This is a genomic window from Corynebacterium sp. HMSC069E04, from assembly GCF_001813175.1.
Classification (GTDB): Bacteria; Actinomycetota; Actinomycetes; order Mycobacteriales; family Mycobacteriaceae; genus Corynebacterium; species Corynebacterium aurimucosum.
Genome location: NZ_KV811628.1, coordinates 1 through 15,218 on the forward strand (window position 1 = coordinate 1; position 15,218 = coordinate 15,218).

18 protein-coding genes and 1 other RNA gene are annotated in these 15,218 nt (G+C 60.6%); 7 read left to right on the forward strand and 12 right to left on the reverse strand.

The annotated features are described in order from the left end of the window. Nucleotides 1-4: 4 nt before the first annotated feature. The 5 genes from HMPREF2896_RS01665 to HMPREF2896_RS01685 all read right to left on the reverse strand — a co-directional run bounded on the left by HMPREF2896_RS01665 (nt 5) and on the right by HMPREF2896_RS01685 (nt 2,808). Nucleotides 5-784, reverse strand: a complete 780-nt coding sequence (locus HMPREF2896_RS01665) for a vWA domain-containing protein (RefSeq protein ID WP_246823964.1) — start codon at nt 782-784, stop codon at nt 5-7. A gap of 83 nt (nt 785-867) precedes the next feature. Further along, on the reverse strand, nt 868-1,314 hold the full coding sequence (locus HMPREF2896_RS01670) for a DUF1990 family protein (protein WP_070717199.1): 447 nt from the start codon (nt 1,312-1,314) through the stop codon (nt 868-870). A gap of 3 nt (nt 1,315-1,317) precedes the next feature. After that, the gene (locus HMPREF2896_RS01675; protein ID WP_070644772.1) at nt 1,318-1,626 is read right to left on the reverse strand and encodes a hypothetical protein; all 309 of its coding nucleotides are present in this window, start codon (nt 1,624-1,626) and stop codon (nt 1,318-1,320) included. Between the two features lie 47 nt (nt 1,627-1,673). Beyond that, nucleotides 1,674-2,354 carry a DUF4232 domain-containing protein gene (locus HMPREF2896_RS01680; protein WP_049156136.1) on the reverse strand — a complete coding sequence of 227 codons (681 nt, stop codon included), beginning with the start codon at nt 2,352-2,354 and terminating at the stop codon, nt 1,674-1,676. A gap of 25 nt (nt 2,355-2,379) precedes the next feature. Next, on the reverse strand, nt 2,380-2,808 hold the full coding sequence (locus tag HMPREF2896_RS01685) for an NUDIX domain-containing protein (RefSeq protein WP_049156140.1): 429 nt from the start codon (nt 2,806-2,808) through the stop codon (nt 2,380-2,382). A 188-nt stretch (nt 2,809-2,996) separates the two neighbouring features. Here HMPREF2896_RS01685 and HMPREF2896_RS01690 point away from each other — a divergent pair, with 188 nt between their 5' ends. Continuing rightward, nucleotides 2,997-4,199, forward strand: a complete 1,203-nt coding sequence (locus tag HMPREF2896_RS01690) for a S1 family peptidase (protein WP_070711141.1) — start codon at nt 2,997-2,999, stop codon at nt 4,197-4,199. 118 nt (nt 4,200-4,317) lie between these two features. On the opposite strand, the gene hisN is transcribed toward HMPREF2896_RS01690, so the two are convergent. Together hisN and HMPREF2896_RS01700 are read right to left on the reverse strand one after the other, a co-directional pair. Further along, the gene (gene hisN, locus HMPREF2896_RS01695; protein ID WP_070717202.1) at nt 4,318-5,091 is read right to left on the reverse strand and encodes a histidinol-phosphatase; all 774 of its coding nucleotides are present in this window, start codon (nt 5,089-5,091) and stop codon (nt 4,318-4,320) included. Continuing rightward, on the reverse strand, nt 5,084-5,911 hold the full coding sequence (locus tag HMPREF2896_RS01700) for an inositol monophosphatase family protein (protein ID WP_070512064.1): 828 nt from the start codon (nt 5,909-5,911) through the stop codon (nt 5,084-5,086). The genes hisN and HMPREF2896_RS01700 overlap by 8 nt, the downstream gene beginning before the upstream one ends. A gap of 69 nt (nt 5,912-5,980) precedes the next feature. Between HMPREF2896_RS01700 and prfB the strand changes: the two genes are divergently transcribed. Genes prfB through HMPREF2896_RS01725 form a run of 5 tightly spaced genes read left to right on the forward strand, consistent with a single transcriptional unit; the run spans nt 5,981 to nt 9,638 of the window. Further along, complete coding sequence (gene prfB / locus HMPREF2896_RS01705) at nt 5,981-7,087, forward strand: peptide chain release factor 2 (protein ID WP_070717205.1); 1,107 nt, start codon at nt 5,981-5,983, stop codon at nt 7,085-7,087. Between the two features lie 33 nt (nt 7,088-7,120). Beyond that, nucleotides 7,121-7,810: a cell division ATP-binding protein FtsE gene (ftsE, locus tag HMPREF2896_RS01710; RefSeq protein WP_070717206.1), complete on the forward strand. Its 690-nt coding sequence runs from the start codon at nt 7,121-7,123 to the stop codon at nt 7,808-7,810. Continuing rightward, nucleotides 7,811-8,713 (forward strand): permease-like cell division protein FtsX, encoded by a 903-nt coding sequence (ftsX, locus tag HMPREF2896_RS01715; RefSeq protein WP_070717209.1) that lies wholly within the window; start codon nt 7,811-7,813, stop codon nt 8,711-8,713. A gap of 54 nt (nt 8,714-8,767) precedes the next feature. Then, nucleotides 8,768-9,271: an SsrA-binding protein SmpB gene (gene smpB, locus HMPREF2896_RS01720; RefSeq protein WP_010189093.1), complete on the forward strand. Its 504-nt coding sequence runs from the start codon at nt 8,768-8,770 to the stop codon at nt 9,269-9,271. A gap of 10 nt (nt 9,272-9,281) precedes the next feature. Continuing rightward, nucleotides 9,282-9,638: a DUF488 domain-containing protein gene (locus HMPREF2896_RS01725; protein ID WP_070717212.1), complete on the forward strand. Its 357-nt coding sequence runs from the start codon at nt 9,282-9,284 to the stop codon at nt 9,636-9,638. On the opposite strand, the gene HMPREF2896_RS01730 is transcribed toward HMPREF2896_RS01725, so the two are convergent. After that, nucleotides 9,635-10,906, reverse strand: a complete 1,272-nt coding sequence (locus tag HMPREF2896_RS01730) for an SLC5/6 family protein (protein WP_070717215.1) — start codon at nt 10,904-10,906, stop codon at nt 9,635-9,637. The two genes, HMPREF2896_RS01725 and HMPREF2896_RS01730, sit on opposite strands and share 4 nt — an antisense overlap. A 211-nt stretch (nt 10,907-11,117) precedes the next feature. Between HMPREF2896_RS01730 and ssrA the strand changes: the two genes are divergently transcribed. Beyond that, nucleotides 11,118-11,497: a transfer-messenger RNA gene (gene ssrA / locus HMPREF2896_RS01735) on the forward strand. A gap of 338 nt (nt 11,498-11,835) precedes the next feature. Here ssrA and HMPREF2896_RS01740 read toward each other — a convergent pair. Genes HMPREF2896_RS01740 through HMPREF2896_RS01755 form a run of 4 tightly spaced genes read right to left on the reverse strand, consistent with a single transcriptional unit; the run spans nt 11,836 to nt 15,084 of the window. Beyond that, nucleotides 11,836-12,690: an ABC transporter ATP-binding protein gene (locus HMPREF2896_RS01740; RefSeq protein ID WP_070717218.1), complete on the reverse strand. Its 855-nt coding sequence runs from the start codon at nt 12,688-12,690 to the stop codon at nt 11,836-11,838. Next, on the reverse strand, nt 12,687-13,745 hold the full coding sequence (locus HMPREF2896_RS01745; RefSeq protein WP_013887772.1) for a FecCD family ABC transporter permease: 1,059 nt from the start codon (nt 13,743-13,745) through the stop codon (nt 12,687-12,689). The genes HMPREF2896_RS01740 and HMPREF2896_RS01745 overlap by 4 nt, the downstream gene beginning before the upstream one ends. A 47-nt stretch (nt 13,746-13,792) precedes the next feature. Then, a complete protein-coding gene (locus HMPREF2896_RS01750; RefSeq protein WP_070717220.1) occupies nt 13,793-14,818 on the reverse strand; it encodes a FecCD family ABC transporter permease in 1,026 nt (341 codons plus the stop codon). Further along, entirely contained in the window at nt 14,815-15,084 is a 270-nt protein-coding gene (locus tag HMPREF2896_RS01755; RefSeq protein WP_141754747.1) for a hypothetical protein, read from the reverse strand. Before HMPREF2896_RS01755 ends, HMPREF2896_RS01750 begins: the two co-directional genes overlap by 4 nt. Nucleotides 15,085-15,218 lie beyond the last annotated feature (134 nt).

The window sequence follows — 15,218 nt, forward strand, 5'->3', positions numbered from 1 at the left end:
CCCGCTACGCACCCCGAAACCGGAAGAGCCAGTTTGACTCGTAGGCGTTGAAGGTGCGGGGTGCTGCGCGGTTCAGTTCCTTGGCCAAGCTATCGGCGTCGGAGGCGTCGGCGTAGGTGCCGCCGGTGGCGTCGGCAATGCACTGCAGTTCCTGCTGTGCCTCGGGCTCAACGTTGAAGCCGACGGTATTGATGACTAGGTCGATGCCCTGCTCCTTCAGCTCTTTCGCCACATCACACACGGGTGGCGGGGTGCAGGTGGCAACGCCATCGGAGACCAAGATGATGCTGCGCTGGCCTTCCTCTGGTAGCTCAGCGGCGGCCTTGCGTAGGGACTCGCCGATGGGGGTGAATCCTCGTGGCTGCAAGCCATCCATATGGGCGATCATCTTCTCAGAGTTACCGGCCTCGGGTGGTGCGACCACGGTGATGTCCTGGCAACCGGCCGCCTCATCTTCGGGGGCTTCGCCGGTGTTGCCACCATAGGTGACAAGCCCCAGAGGGGCGTCATCTCCGGCTTCGGTGATGAAGGTGCGGGCGGCCTCCTTGGCGGCATCAATGCGGGTCTGCCCGCCGGCATCGTTGGTGATCATCGAGCCGGAGGAATCGAAAACCACCATGGTTGGAGCCATGTTGCTGGAAGTGGAGTTGGCCGATTCGGAAGGTTTGTCTTCCGCGGCGGCTAAGGGAAACAGCCCGGTTGCAGCTGCCGCGGCTAACACCGCGAGAATGGCCGCTAAGGCCACCGATAAGGAACGGAAAGTATGGTGAGGGAAAGTGTGCATGTGAGTTAAGTTACATGCCAAGTGGTTACCTCGCTAGGCGAGCGTGGAACCGAGGGGGAGTGCGCCCCATTGACACCCCGCTATTAGTCATCCAAAGCGTGCAGGTAGAAAAAGCGGATCAGCGCGCGCCGGGGAATATCGAGCAGCGGGCGCAGAAAGGCGAGGCGGGCGGGTTGGGAGGAGGCGTCGACAAGCAGGAGCGTGCGCCCATCCCGCAGGCGCTCCAGGGTAAAGGTTTCCTCGCCGCGCTCGATGTGGCCGGGGAGGGTGCCGTAGGTAAAGCCGCAGCGGCCCTCCTCGTGGAATACATCCACCACTCGGCAGCGAAACTCCCATGGGCCTAACCCGAGGGAGACCTCTGCGCCTTCTTCTACGATGGCGTGGCTGGGATTAACCCGAAAGAGGCCGCTGCGCTGGAGTCCCCAGCTAAAGAGCTTGTCGGCCGCGGTGTCAAAATCAGCGTCGATGACGCGGGACATGTGCAGTTGTGGGAAGCTTGCGGTGGAGGAGTAGGAGAGTAGTTCGGGCATCGCTTAAGCCCTGTCGCCTGCACGGCGAAGCCAGGCGCAGAGTTCCTTCTGTGCGCGGTCCACGCCGCCGGGGTAGCTTTCCTCAAGCTCGAGTTTGACGCTATCGAAAATGCGCTCTGAGATGAGCTCCGCGCGCTCTCTACTCAGTTGTCCTTGTAGTTCATCGAGCGGCACCTTGAGCTCCGTATAGGGGCTCGGGCGGAAGTACCACGACCGCATGTCCTCCGAATAAACGGCAATAGTTGTCTTCGTCATGTGCGATTCCAGCACAACGTTCCCAAACACCAGCGACGTCAGCTTCTTGGATTCCATGGCCGCGAGTGTAGACCGATGTGAACGCCTGCTGCTTTTAAGCGGGTTTAACCTGCGGTAACCGGTTGGATAGAGAGGTAGTTGGCATCGCCAGCGCACCCTTCGAAGCCGGAAATGCGGATGAAGGCGCTGGCGGTTTCGCCGGGCGGGTAGACGCGCAGGCCGTCGGCCGCCTGGGGCTGGCAGGAAGTTGGGTCAAGGACACCCATGTTGGTCATCTTCAGGCCCGCACGGGCAGAGTGCCCGGGCTCGAGCGTGACGGTTGCTGTTTCTTGGCCCGATTCACGCTCGGCGGCGGGGCCGAGCTGGGTGCCGTCGTCATTGGTGACGGCGGAGACGCCAGGAAAGCCTTGCAACGTACACGGTGCGGGAGAAGTGTTGGTGAACGTAATGTCAGCCAAGCGTGAGCCGGCGGCCCCCTGCTCGTTGGCAAGACTGATATCTAGCTGTTTCGTTGTGCAGGCGCTGTCGGCGGCAGTCGGGATTGCGCCTTGGGCGCTGTGCGCGTCTTCGCTTGTCTCGGGTGACTTCTGTTCGGCGGCCGCTGAATCTGCGTCGTGTGACTGCGGGTCTGCGGATGTTGAAGCCCCAGATTCGGCGCTGGCGGCTTGAGTGGTGGGGGAGACAGCGGAAAGCGTGGCGTCGGTGCTGTCATCGGTGGCGCAGCCGGCCAGTGCAAGGGCAAGGGAACCGGCGGCGAGAACGGGGAGTAGTCGCTGCGTAATCATGGTGGGGAGTCTAGACGCTATGGGCTTAGAGGTCCTGCAGAGCGGGGAATACCCTCTCCCTAAGTAATGGGGCGACGGTGACGTCTGGGGCAGCGGGATCGACCCAGGCTAGCTCTGCAATCTCCTTGTCAGGATGGGCGACGGAAATCTCTTCTTCACAGACATAGACGTGAGCGTGGATCGTCTGAGGTGCGTCATTGGCCGCAGGCGAGACATAGGTGGCTAGGCGGCGCAACTTCGACATATCAACCGCGGCGCGAACAGCCTCGTGGGCGATGAGCTGGGCGGCGCGAGCTGGATTAATGGTCTCATCGATGGAGCCAAATGGCAGGACGAATTCTGGAGTATCGGTGGCGCGGATGACAAGAACGCGGCCATGGTTATCGCGCAGGATTACAGCGACTATCTCAGCAATGCCTGCAGGAGATGACGAAGAATTGGCAGTCTCAGACATGCCTCCATAGTAGGTCTGCGGAGGCGCGGCAGGCGGTGAAAGATAAGAGGGGGCACCCGAAAACTGTCAGTAGTGTAACGGCTTGGACACAGTCCCACACGTTAGAAAACGGCTACCCCAGTGCGCGTGTCATTATGGGGGAAGTCTTATAGACCAATACGAGAAGAAATGAAAAGAGGAATTGTTCAATGAGAAAAATTCCGCACCTTAAGAAAGTCATTGTGGGCTCGGCTTTCGCAGGTGCGTTCTTCCTGGGTAACCCAATGGCGGGTGCTCAGGAGCTCCCCACCATCCCGGAGATTGATTCAGCAGGTTTTGTCGACCAGGTACGCACGGATCTGCAGTCCGTAGGTATTGAGACCAAGCCCGTGGACAAAGAGCTGACCGACGCCCTCGATACCGCCGTCAACGGTGCTGCCGCAGCGGCATCGAAGGATGTGAATCAGGCAGTCGAGGGAGCCGTGAACTCGCCTGCGGCGCAGCGCCTCGCGGAGCAGGCAAACCTGAAGACGCAACTGCCGGCCCCGTCCGAGCAGCAGGATTATGCCGGCGCTGATGCCATCACGGGTGAACCGCTGACGAACCCGACGCCTATCGGACTGTTGGAGGAGGCCACGCAGCCGGAATTTGTACCCCAGGGCACGGATCCGAATTATGTGTGGAAGAACGACCTGTTCTCCAAGATTGCTGCTGGTAAACCGCACGCGGAGTACGTTCTGCACCGAGTCCCTGGTTCTTTCTACGATGCTCCCCAGATCCCCGAGGAATCCAACGTTGCGATGACCGAAGGGAAGTCTCTGTACGGCCCGGGTACCCCGCTGTACATCCGTGAGGACACCATGTGCACGCTGACGGCAGCCGGCACTGATGCCGAAGGCCGCAAGGTCGGTATTACTGCTGGCCACTGTGGAAATGTCGGCGATCCGGTGTCTTCTGCGGATTCCTGGCAGGTAGGCCCCACCGGCACCGTGGTGGCGAAGAACGCGAACCTGGACTATTCGCTCATCGAGTTCGGCTCCCAGGCTGAGGTAACCCGCAGCTACAACGGTGTGAGCGCGCAGGCGATCGGTGGTACCACGCAGCCGGGCGATATTACCTGCAAGAGCGGTGTAGCTACTGGCCGCACCTGTGGCATGACTTTCCAGCACACTGAGCGCATCACGATTAACCAGGTGTGCGCGATGGTCGGGGACTCCGGCGCTCCGGTCTTCCGCGACGGCCGTATCGTCGGCTCGGTATCCCGTGGACTGGTCCCGGGTCTGCCGTCCTGCCGCACCCCGTGGCAGGGTGCGCTGCACAACCCGACGGTCGTGGCTAATACCGATGCCATCATCGCGGATCTCAACCGCCGCGAGGGCCCAGGTTCTGGATTCGTGCTTCCGGAGAACTAGAAGTACGTTTCTAACAAATAGGGCCCCAGATCTTTAAAGATCTGGGGCCCTATTTGATCGAAGTGACCTGTACGCGGCACGGTTCGCTGGCGTGCGACGTTGGGGCGCCGCGCAGAAGCTAGGACAAGGCGCTGAGGGCGGCGTCGTGAAGCTTGCCGTTGGAGGCCAGCGCTGAGCCGCCGTGGGGGCCGTCTTCGCCGCGGACGTTGGTGAAGCGGCCACCGGCCTCAGTCACAAGAAGCGCTGGGGCTGCTAGGTCCCAGAGGGAGACCTCGGGCTCGGCAGCGATGTCGACGGCACCTTCGGCCACCAGACAGTAATTCCAGAAGTCGCCGTAGCCGCGCAAACGCCAGACCTTGTCCGTGAATGAGATGAAAGCGTCGCGGTTCGGCCGCCACCCAGACAAGGAGCTCATGGCCAGAGAAGCATCTTCCAGTTTGGAGACCTCGGAAACACGCAGGCGTTTCGGCTCCCCGCCGAAAACTCGGTAGGCGCCGCCGCCCTTGGCTGCGTACCAGCGGCGCCGCAGGGCAGGGGCGGAGACGACGGAGACGACCGGCTCGCCGTCTTCCAACAGCGCGATGAGGGTGGCCCAGACGGGGACGCCGCGCACGAAATTCTTCGTGCCGTCGATAGGATCGATTACCCACTGGCGGCCCTCGAAGCAGGCCTCGCCACCAAACTCTTCACCCAGCACCTCATCGCGCGGGCGGGAGCGCTTGAGCGCCTCACGGATGGCTTTTTCGCAGGCCAAGTCCGCATCGGAGACCGGGGTCATGTCCGGCTTTTCTTTGACGGACAGGTCTGCAGCCTCAAAGCGGTGCATCGTGATGGCGTCCGCATGGCCCGCCATCTCCAATGCCAAGCCGAGGTCTTCTTTGTACTTACCCACGGAGCCATTCCTCCATCTGATCAACTACCTGTTTATTACCCGCGATACACCATTCCACACCGCCGGCCTCAACCTTGCGCGCCGCGCCGCCCGCGGCCAGCACCAGCGCCTGGCCGGGATACCAATCCCAGTCCTTGACCGAGTGCTGCATCCACGCGCCCCACGTGCCATCCGCCACGCAGGAGAGATCCACGGAGCCCGCACCCAGCATACGCACGGTGGCGAAGTGCGGAGCTACCTTCTCCCAGGCAGCAGCGATTTTCGGGTCGATCATGGACGTAGGGTGCAGGTACGTCGACAAGCACAGTTTGTCGGCGGGGGTGTCGGCAAGCTTGGCAACGTCCTTGCCATCCAGGCTGGTGGGGAAGTCGCGGCCACCAAACCAGGTGTAGCCCATAGCGGGGCGGTGAACGGCGCCGAGGATGACCCCTTCAGCGTCGATAAGCGCGAGTGCAGAGCACCAGTAATCGAACCCGGAAGCGAAGTTGTAGGTGCCGTCGACGGGGTCGATGACCCAGGTGCGGCCGGAGGCCGACTCACGGTTCGCACCCTCCTCGCCCACGATGCCGTCCTCGCCGCGCAGGGCTTCGAGGACACCAGCGACGAAGCGCTCGGCGGCGAAGTCAGCGTCGGTGACGACATCGGAGACGGAGGTCTTTTGCTCGACGTCTACTCCCTGCTCGCGCAGGCGCCAGGCCAGGCGGCCGGCGTTATAAACAAGCGCCTGGGCAAGGTGGGCGTCGGTATCGTCGGCATGGGCGACGATGAAGGTCTTGATGATGGCATCGATCATCTCGGTGAGGCTTGGCTGGTCACTCATGCCGCCTATTGTCGCGCTAAACGCGGCCGATGGCTAATCAGGGAGAAAGAATAAGTAGAGTAGGGGGCTATGCGTCCGGAACAAACAGCACGACTTGAGGAACTCAGCGCCACCTTGACCTCCATTGAAAAGGTGATGGACCCGGAGGCGGTGTCCGAGCGCGTGCGCGAGCTCGAGGCCCAGGCAGGGGACCCGTCGCTGTGGGATGACCCTGACCATGCACAGAAGGTGACCTCGGAGCTCTCGGCGCAGCAGGCGAAGCTGCGCAAGCTTTCCTCCCTGCGCGGGCGCATTGAGGATCTGCCCGTGATGTCTGAGCTGGCGGAGGAGGAAGGCGACGAGGCCTCTCAGGAGCTCGTGGATACGGAGCTGGAAGAGCTCGGCGCGGCCATCGAGACGCTCGAGGTGACCACCATGTTGTCCGGTGAGTACGACGAGCGTGAGGCGGTGATCCACATACGCTCCGGAGCCGGTGGCGTGGATGCTGCGGACTGGGCGGAGATGCTCATGCGCATGTATACGCGCTGGGCGGAGAAAAACGGCCACAAGGTGGATGTTTATGACATCTCCTATGCCGAAGAAGCCGGTATTAAGTCCGCTACCTTCGTGGTGCATGGCGAATACATGTATGGCCAGCTTTCCGTAGAGCAGGGCGCGCACCGCTTGGTGCGTATTTCTCCTTTTGATAACCAAGCCCGCCGCCAAACCTCGTTCGCGGAGGTGGAGGTGCTGCCGGTGGTGGAGCAAACCGACTCCATCGAGGTGCCGGATTCGGACGTGCGCGTGGACGTCTACCGCTCCTCGGGCCCGGGTGGTCAGTCGGTCAACACAACGGATTCGGCGGTGCGCTTGACGCACATCCCGACTGGCATCGTGGTGACCTGTCAGAACGAAAAGTCCCAGATCCAGAACAAGGCTTCAGCTATGGGCGTGCTGCAGGCGAAGCTGCTGGAGCGTAAGCGCCAGGAGGAGCGCGCGGAGCTCGATGCACTGGGCGCGGGTGGTAATGCCTCTTGGGGTAATCAGATGCGTTCCTATGTGCTGCATCCCTACCAGATGGTCAAGGATCTGCGCACGAATTACGAGGTGGGAGACCCTTCCAAAGTCTTGGACGGGGATATCGATGGTTTCTTGGAATCTGGTATTCGGTGGCGCATGGCGCAACAGGAGTCCTAGGCCCGAGTAATAATTGTTGCTAATGTGGCTTAAGTGATCACTTTCGAGAATGTGTCCAAGGTCTATCCGACCTCCACGAGGCCCGCGCTGGACAACGTGTCCTTTGAGATAGAAGACGGCGAATTCGTCTTTCTCATCGGCCCATCCGGTTCTGGCAAGTCGACCTTCCTCCAGCTCATGGTCCGCGAGACAAATGTGAGCTCAGGGGACATCTACTTTGGGGACTTCCACGTCAACGCGTTGAAGGGGCGCGAGGTCAATAGGCTGCGTCAGTCCATCGGCTACGTTTTCCAGGACTTTCGCCTGCTGCCCAAACTGAACGTTTATGACAACGTGGCCTTTGCCTTGGAAGTCATCGGCAAACGCAAGGCGCGGATTGCCAAGCAGGTCCCAGAGGTCCTTGACATGGTCGGCCTCGGCGCCAAGCAGCACCGCATGCCGCATGAGCTCTCAGGCGGCGAGCAGCAGCGCGTGGCGATTGCGAGGGCCTTTGTCAACCGTCCCAAGCTGCTGCTTGCCGACGAACCGACGGGCAACCTTGATCCCTCCACGGCTGCGGAGATCATGGCCTTGCTCACCAAGATCAACCGTCGCGGGACGACGATCGTGATGTCGACGCACAACGCGCGCGCGGTCAACGAGGCCCGCCAGCGCGTCATTGAGCTACACAACGGCACGCTCGTGCGCGATGAGAAGAATGCGATGTATGGGGAGGCGGTCTAGGTGAATCTGGGCTTTGTTTTTAGAGAGGCTTTCAAGGGGCTTGGGCGCAATATCACCATGACCATCGCCATGGTGATTACCACGGCCATTTCGGTGGCCCTGGTGGTGGCTGGTGTTCTGGTGACCCAGATGACCAACGAGACCAAAGACATCTACCTCGAGCGCGTCGAGGTCATGGTCCAGCTCAACGAGGATATTTCTGCCAATGATCCGGAGTGTAAGGACTCCGCCTGCGCCGAGTTGAAGAAGAAGCTGGAAGCGGATGAAGACATCGAGTCTGTGAGCTACCGCAACCGTGCGGATTCTTATGAGCGCTTCGTGGAGTTGTTCAAGGAAACCGACCCAGTCATGGTTGAGGAGACATCCCCGGATGCGCTGCCGGCGGCCTTCCATGTGCGGCTGAAGGATCCGACGGATACCGCGCCTATCGACGCCATCGCGTCCGACCCCGCCGTCAGCGACATCATAGACCAGCAGGAGGAGGTGCGCAGCGCCGCCGGCAACCTCGACGCCATCCGGAATGCCACCTTCGTCCTGGCAGCGGTCATGGCGCTGGCCGCCATCATGCTGATTGCGAACATGGTGCAGATCGCCGCCTATCAGCGCCAGCGAGAGACCGCGATCATGCGCATGGTCGGTGCCTCGCGGTGGATTACCCACGCGCCCTTCATCATGGAGGCGGTCCTTGGTTCCCTCGGCGGTGTCATCCTCGCCGGGGTCGGTGTCATCGTGGGAAAGAACACGGTGATCGATCCCGCGCTGAAGGACTTGTACCACAATCAGCTTCTGGCCCCGGTGACCGCAGGCGACGTGTGGACGGCTCTGCCTATCGTGGGGCTCGTGGCAATCCTGTGCGCTGCACTGACCGCACAGGTGACCATGCGCGCCTATGTGCGGACATAGCCCAACAGGCCTGTTGTGGGTTGTGCCTGGCAGTAGCGTAATATAGTGCGAACTATGGCGAAGAAGGCAAAGAAGAAAAAGGCGGCCGTCGACAATAACTCGACCTTGGCCACCAACCGACGTGCCCGCCACGACTACACCATCCTCGACACCCTGGAATGCGGCATGGTGCTCGTGGGCACCGAAATTAAGTCGATGCGCGAAGGCAAAATCTCCTTGGCAGATGCCTTCGCCACCATTGACGACGGCGAGGTCTATATCCGCAACCTCCACATCCCGGAGTATTCCCAGGGCTCGTGGACGAATCACTCGCCCAAGCGCACACGCAAGCTGCTGTTGCACCGCAGGGAGATTGACAAGCTCATGGGCCAGGTGCGCGACGGCAACAAGACGCTGATCCCGCTCAAGGTGTACCTGAAGGACGGCCGCGCCAAGTGCGAGCTCGGCTTGGCCAAGGGTAAGCAGGACTACGACAAGCGCGAAGCAATCAAGCGCCGCGACCAGGACCGCGACATCACCCGCGAGCTGGGCCGCCGCGTCAAGGGGATTAACGCCTAAGCTGGAAGCCATGATTTACACGGCTAAGGTGCATGACGTTATTCGGGAAGATGAGCAGTCGCGTGGGGCAGCGGTGCTCGTCGATAAGCTCTGGCCCCGTGGCGTGGCCAAGGAGCGTCTGTCCTATGACCACTGGTTCAAAAATGTCGCGCCCAGTCCAGGGTTGCGTAAGTGGTGGGGGCACGATGCCGACGCCTTCGAAGAGTTTGCCCGGCGCTACCGTGCGGAGCTCGACGAGAACGACGGCGAGGAGTTGGCGCGCTTGCGCCAACTAGCGGAGGATGGTGACGTCACCCTTCTCTTCGCCGCCAAGGACCGCGAGGTCAACCACGCCACTGTGTTGAAGGCGTGGTTAGAGGAAAGCTAGACGAATAGTCCCCAGATGGTGGCGCCCACGGCGATGAGGCCGGTGACGACAACGAAGACGTTGCTGGCACGGCCGCGGAATTGCTTGAGCGCGTCGATGCGGTGGATGGCATACATCGGCAGCAGGTAGAGAATCGAGGCGATGAAGGGGCCGCCGATGGCCTCAATCAGGCCCAGAATCGACGGATCGATAATGGCCACGATCCATGCACAAACAAAGATGATGCCGTGCATGATGGAATTGAGCTGCTTTTCCGATAGCTTCGCCGTGGCGCGCGGCGCGGCGCTGCGTAGCAGGAAGTTGCCGCCCTCGGTAGCTCCCAGCACGTGTCCGAAGTAGGAGGAGATGATGGCGATCATCGCGATGATGGGGGAGAGGAAAGCCAAGACCGGAACACCGGTGACGTTGGCCAGGTAAGACAGAACCGGCAGGTTTTGCTCGCGGGCCTCGGCGAGACCGTCCGCACCAAGCGTGAGGGTGCAGGACCACACGAAGAACATGGTGAACACGGTGAGCAAAATGGCGGTCAGCGCCAGCGCACGCGACGCGTTCTCCGAGCTCTTCTCACGGCCGTGTGCGGCGACCATGGCCAAGGAGAACTGGGAAATCGCGGGGGAGTGGTTAAAGGAGAAGACCAGCACGGGGATGATGAGGGCGACAGCGCCGACGACGCGCCAATCATTGTTGCCCACCTCCATGAAGGAAGCGACGTCCCAGCGCGGGATGAGGTAGATGGACAGCGCGCCAAGGCAAAAGATTAGCGGGTAGACCAAGAACTGCGTGACGGCCAGCACCATACGTTGACCAAAGGCGAAGACGATGGTCATAAAGCCCACGAGAAGGAACGCGAGGAGCGGGCGCGGAAACGTTGGTCCGTTCAGCTGGTTGACGATGAAGCTGTTAACCGTGTTGGTAATCGACACACCATAAATCAGGACGATGGGGAAGATGGCGCAGAAATAAACCACCGAAATGATAAAACCAGCGCTTTTGCCGAAGTAGTCCGTGACCACTGCGGTGATGTCCTCACCCTGGCGTGGTGACGCACAAATCATGCGGGCAAGACCGCGGTGGGAGAAGTATGTCATCGGGCCAATCAGAATCGTGGCCACGAGGAGGGGCCAAAAGCCGAAGCTGCCGGCGTTGATGGGGAGGAAAAGAATGCCAGCGCCCACGGCGGTGCCGAAGAGCGAGATGGCCCATTCGGTGTTGCTTGCTGGGCGTTTAGCGTCTTCTGGGGAGCTAGTGGTTTCGGTATGTGTGCTCACTTTGCAGCCTTTAACAACGTAGGGGGATAAGACTCACACACCTTAACAGCGCTTAAGTAGATGTTAATCACAAGGGGGTGCTTATGAAAGCTATGCCTCACGTGGCCTGCGGCGGAGCTTGCGGGAATAGGGGCGGCTGCAGTAGCGTTGAACAGACCGTAGGGCGCATAAAGACGCGTTCTGCGTAGCTTTCACAGCAATGTGTCACTGAGGGGTCGACATGGTTTCGACTTCGTACATTGAGCCAGGGGAAGCGTGCCGGTGCAGGCTAGAGACCACCGTTAAGCGTCGTAGCAACCAATAAACGCAGAGAAGAACTCTCAGCGTGACTACGCCCTCGCTGCCTAATTCCAGCGACGCGTGTCTGTCAGCCTAGGTTATGTTCCTGACCTAGAACCTGGCATCGACTAGGGAACTTGCCTGACCGGTTTGTTGTTCGGCCGGTTGGGGACTTTGAGAGCAACTGGGCCCATCATCCGGAGCGAGTTTGCCCGAGCCGGAGGGCCGAGTAGAGATCCTGTGCAGACTGCGCACGGAGAAGCCCTGGCGAGGTGACGAAGGACCCGGGTTCAATTCCCGGCGGCTCCACAGATAGCATTTCCCCTGGTGAGCGTTCACCGGGGGATTTGCTGTATCTGTGCAGTTCATTGGCATGATACTGTGTTGCCACAGGTGGCCACGAGTTGCCACTAAATGACTCTGATTAGGGAATGAATAGGGAACGTTTCCCTAGTCCCTAGTCCCTCGTTGTGGAAGGTGTGGCAATGGCACGGAGGAAGGCTGAGCGCACGCGCCGGGCATTCGGCAAGGTGTCGGTTAAGGGCAAGCGCGTCTATGCGGAATACACCGGGCCGGATGGTGCGTTTCACCGCCCTGGGCATTCCTTCCCCTCAAAGATTGATGCGGAAGGTTGGCTAGCGGAGGAATCCTTAGCTGAGGGAGGAACTAAACCCAGGGCGCTTCATTCTGAGTGGAACGATGAGCGGATCTCCAGTCTCCGGATCCTCGATCACCCGTGCCCGCAGATCAAAAGCCTGCTGCAGCAGCTCTGCGGTGATGATATCGGCGGGTGCGCCGGAAGCTATTACCTGGCCTTCCTTCATAACCACAAGGTAATCGGAGTAGCGCACCGCCAGGTTTAGATCGTGCAGCACCATTACTACGGTTCTTCCTAGTTTCTGACGCAGGCTATCGACAAGTTCGAGGATGTCCACGGAGGTAGCCAGGTCAAGGTAAGTGGTCGGCTCGTCTAGGAAGAGGATGTCGGTGTTTTGCGTTAGCACCATGGAGATCCACGCCCGCTGGCGCTGGCCTCCGGAAAGCTCATCCAACGTACGGCTCGCAAGATCTGCAGAACCGGTCTGGCTTAGAGCCGCGAAGACTGCTTCCTCGTCGGTAGAGGACCACTGCCGGAACCATGCTTGGTGCGGGTGCCGACCGCGGGCTACCAGATCGGAGACCAACAGGCCTTCAGGTGCCACGGGTGATTGGGGCAACACTGCCAGTTTTCGGGCGACGTCCTTGCGCTTGATGGCCGAGATATCTTGTCCATTTACATATACGGTCCCTGTATCGAGGTCGAGCAGTCCGGACATGGCACGCAGCAAGGTCGATTTACCGCACCCGTTGGGCCCCACGATAGTGGTGATTTTTCCCGCTGGGAACGTGGCGTTGAGATCGCGGATGATGGTGCGCTGGCCGTAGCCTACCGTGACCGAGGAAGCGACCACGCTACTGGTGGTATTCGGTTGGTCTGCGCTTGACTGAGGTATGGGGGAGGTCATGCGTCTGTGCTCCTAGTGCGTTGAACGAGTAGGTAAATGAGGAAGATACCGCCCAGCGCGGAGGTGACAATACCCACCGGAAGTTCCACCGGCAGAATAGTTTGGGTCACGATGTCCGCACCTAGTAACAGTACTGCGCCGGTAAGAGCCGACGCCGCAAGCGGGGGACTGGGTACGCCGCACATCCGAAGGGCTACTTGAGGCGCTACAAAGGCGATAAATCCGATGGGGCCGGCAGCGGAAACAGCTACCGCAGCTAGCGCTACGGCCAACGCCAGCATTGCCACCTGCACGCCGTTGACTCGCTGGCCCAGCGCTCGGGCTAGATCGGGTCCCAGAGTGGTGGCCAGCGTTTGGTGGGAGATCCAAGCCAGCAACGGGGCGCATACAATCACAAGGGCGACCATGGGGATGGTGGTATTCCACTCCGACTTGGCCAGGGACCCGGTGAGCCAGAACTGTGCCTGGCTGGCATCCCGCAGTTCCGCGCGGACCATGAGGAAATTGATGTAGGAACTTAGCAGCGCGGTAATGATGATGCCCACGAGTACGAGGCGGTAGGAATCCGCGTGGCGCCGCCAAGCCAACGCCCAGATAACCGTGGTGCTCAGTATCGCGCCCAGAAACGCGGCCAAGGGAATCCCAATTCCAGCGAGCCAGCCGGCGAAGCCACTGCCGCCACCGCCGAGCACGATGACCGTTACGGCCATGGCAGAGGCGCCCGTGGTGATGCCGAGGATATCGGGGCTGGCCAACGCGTTCCGGGTGACCGTCTGGGTTAGCGCTCCAGAAAGTCCCAGTGCGCAGCCGACCGCGATGGCTGTGGCTACTCGAGGCATGCGCCACTCGAGGACCACGAGTTTTTCCACGCGGGATCCTTCCCCATGAAAGATCACCTGTAGTACTCGGGGGACGGAAATAGGGTAGTCGCCCAGTCCGATGGAGAGTGCTCCTAAAAAGACAATGAGCGCTGTGGCGATAAGACACACCAGCACCACCCGCGGGCGCCAGAGAAAGGAGATTGGCCCAGCTCGGAATGGCACCCTGCCCGGCATCTGCCACGAAGTGCTTTGTTTATCCTGTACAGCCTTGTTATGTCGTATCACAGCGTCATCACCTTTTTCCGAGAGATTAAGGCGAGGAAGAACGGCGCGCCAACGAATGCCAATACGATGCCCACTTGGAGCTCCCCGGGGCGGGCGATGAGGCGGCCCACTACGTCCGCACACAGCAACAGTGCCGCGCCGGCCAGTGCAGAGTAAGGCAAAATCCACTTGTAATCTGGGCCTGTGAGAGCCCGGACAATGTGGGGCACTACCAGACCAATGAAGCCCAGCGGGCCCGCTGCAGCCGTGGCCGCCCCGGCCAGCAGTGCGATGATGCCCATGCCGCCAAGTCTTGCGGCCGCGGTGTTGATGCCGAGTCCTGCGGCCACGTCGTCGCCTAAGTTCAAGATGTTCAACTGTGGGCCGGTGGCAAACGCCAGGATCAGTCCCAGCACTATAAACAGCAGGATGCCTAGTGCAATGTTCATATCCCGACCGGCAAGGGAACCGACGGTCCAAAAGCGCATTCGATCCAGGTTATTGTCATTGGTGAGAACGAATGCGCTGGTAATGGCGCTTAATACCGCCGACAGTGCGGCTCCGCCCAGTACTAAGGTCAAAGGGTCCACTGCTGCTTTGCCTGCGGAGGCTAGGCCGAAGACTAGTGCAGTGGCTGCGATCGCGCCGAGGAAGGCTACTACTGCGGTGGCCCACGGGGCGGTGATGCCAAACAGAGCGAAGCTGACCACAACGCTCAGGGCCGCGCCGGAGCTGACACCGAGGATTCCCGGATCTGCCAGGGGATTGCGGGTATGGCCCTGAATGAGAGCACCGGCCACTCCCAGTGCCGCCCCCACCATAATGGCCAGCAGGGTGCGCGGTAGCCGCAGCTCGGCTACTACGCGTTGATTGGTTGGAACTTCGTCTTGGGAGCCGCTCGCCCCTGGGAGATCCCGCAGCGCGGCCCACACATCCTCCGCAGGAATGGAACGGGCACCGTACAGCAAACTGCAGATCGTGCCGCCGAGGACCAGTAGGAACAGTACCCCTAGGCCCAGTAGGCGGGTAGTGCGCACACTCATAGCGTGGCCTCCAATCCCTGCAGTGGCTGCCAGCCCGCACCTAGCTGCAGGCGACCACATAACCGAGCCTGTTGGCCTGCCCACTGCTGCTTTCCGATGTCCGTGAAGTAGGCCCTAAAGAGTGCCCAGTAGGCGCTGGTGCTTCGGTAGTCTGGCCCGGACAAAACCATGAGGAGCTCCGAGTCCAGATCCAAGGGTGCTGTGACCCGATGGCCCAAGAAGGACGAGAGACGCTCATGACCGGTCATCTCTGCCATATCGATCACGATGGGAAATCCTAAGTTGTGGGGGCGGGAGAGGTGCGTAACGGTGAATTCGTCCCAGTGCGGTTGACAAAATTCCATATATCCCGACGTGCCCACAGGATCGTTCCTCCGCGATCGGGTACTTGCCACCTCTG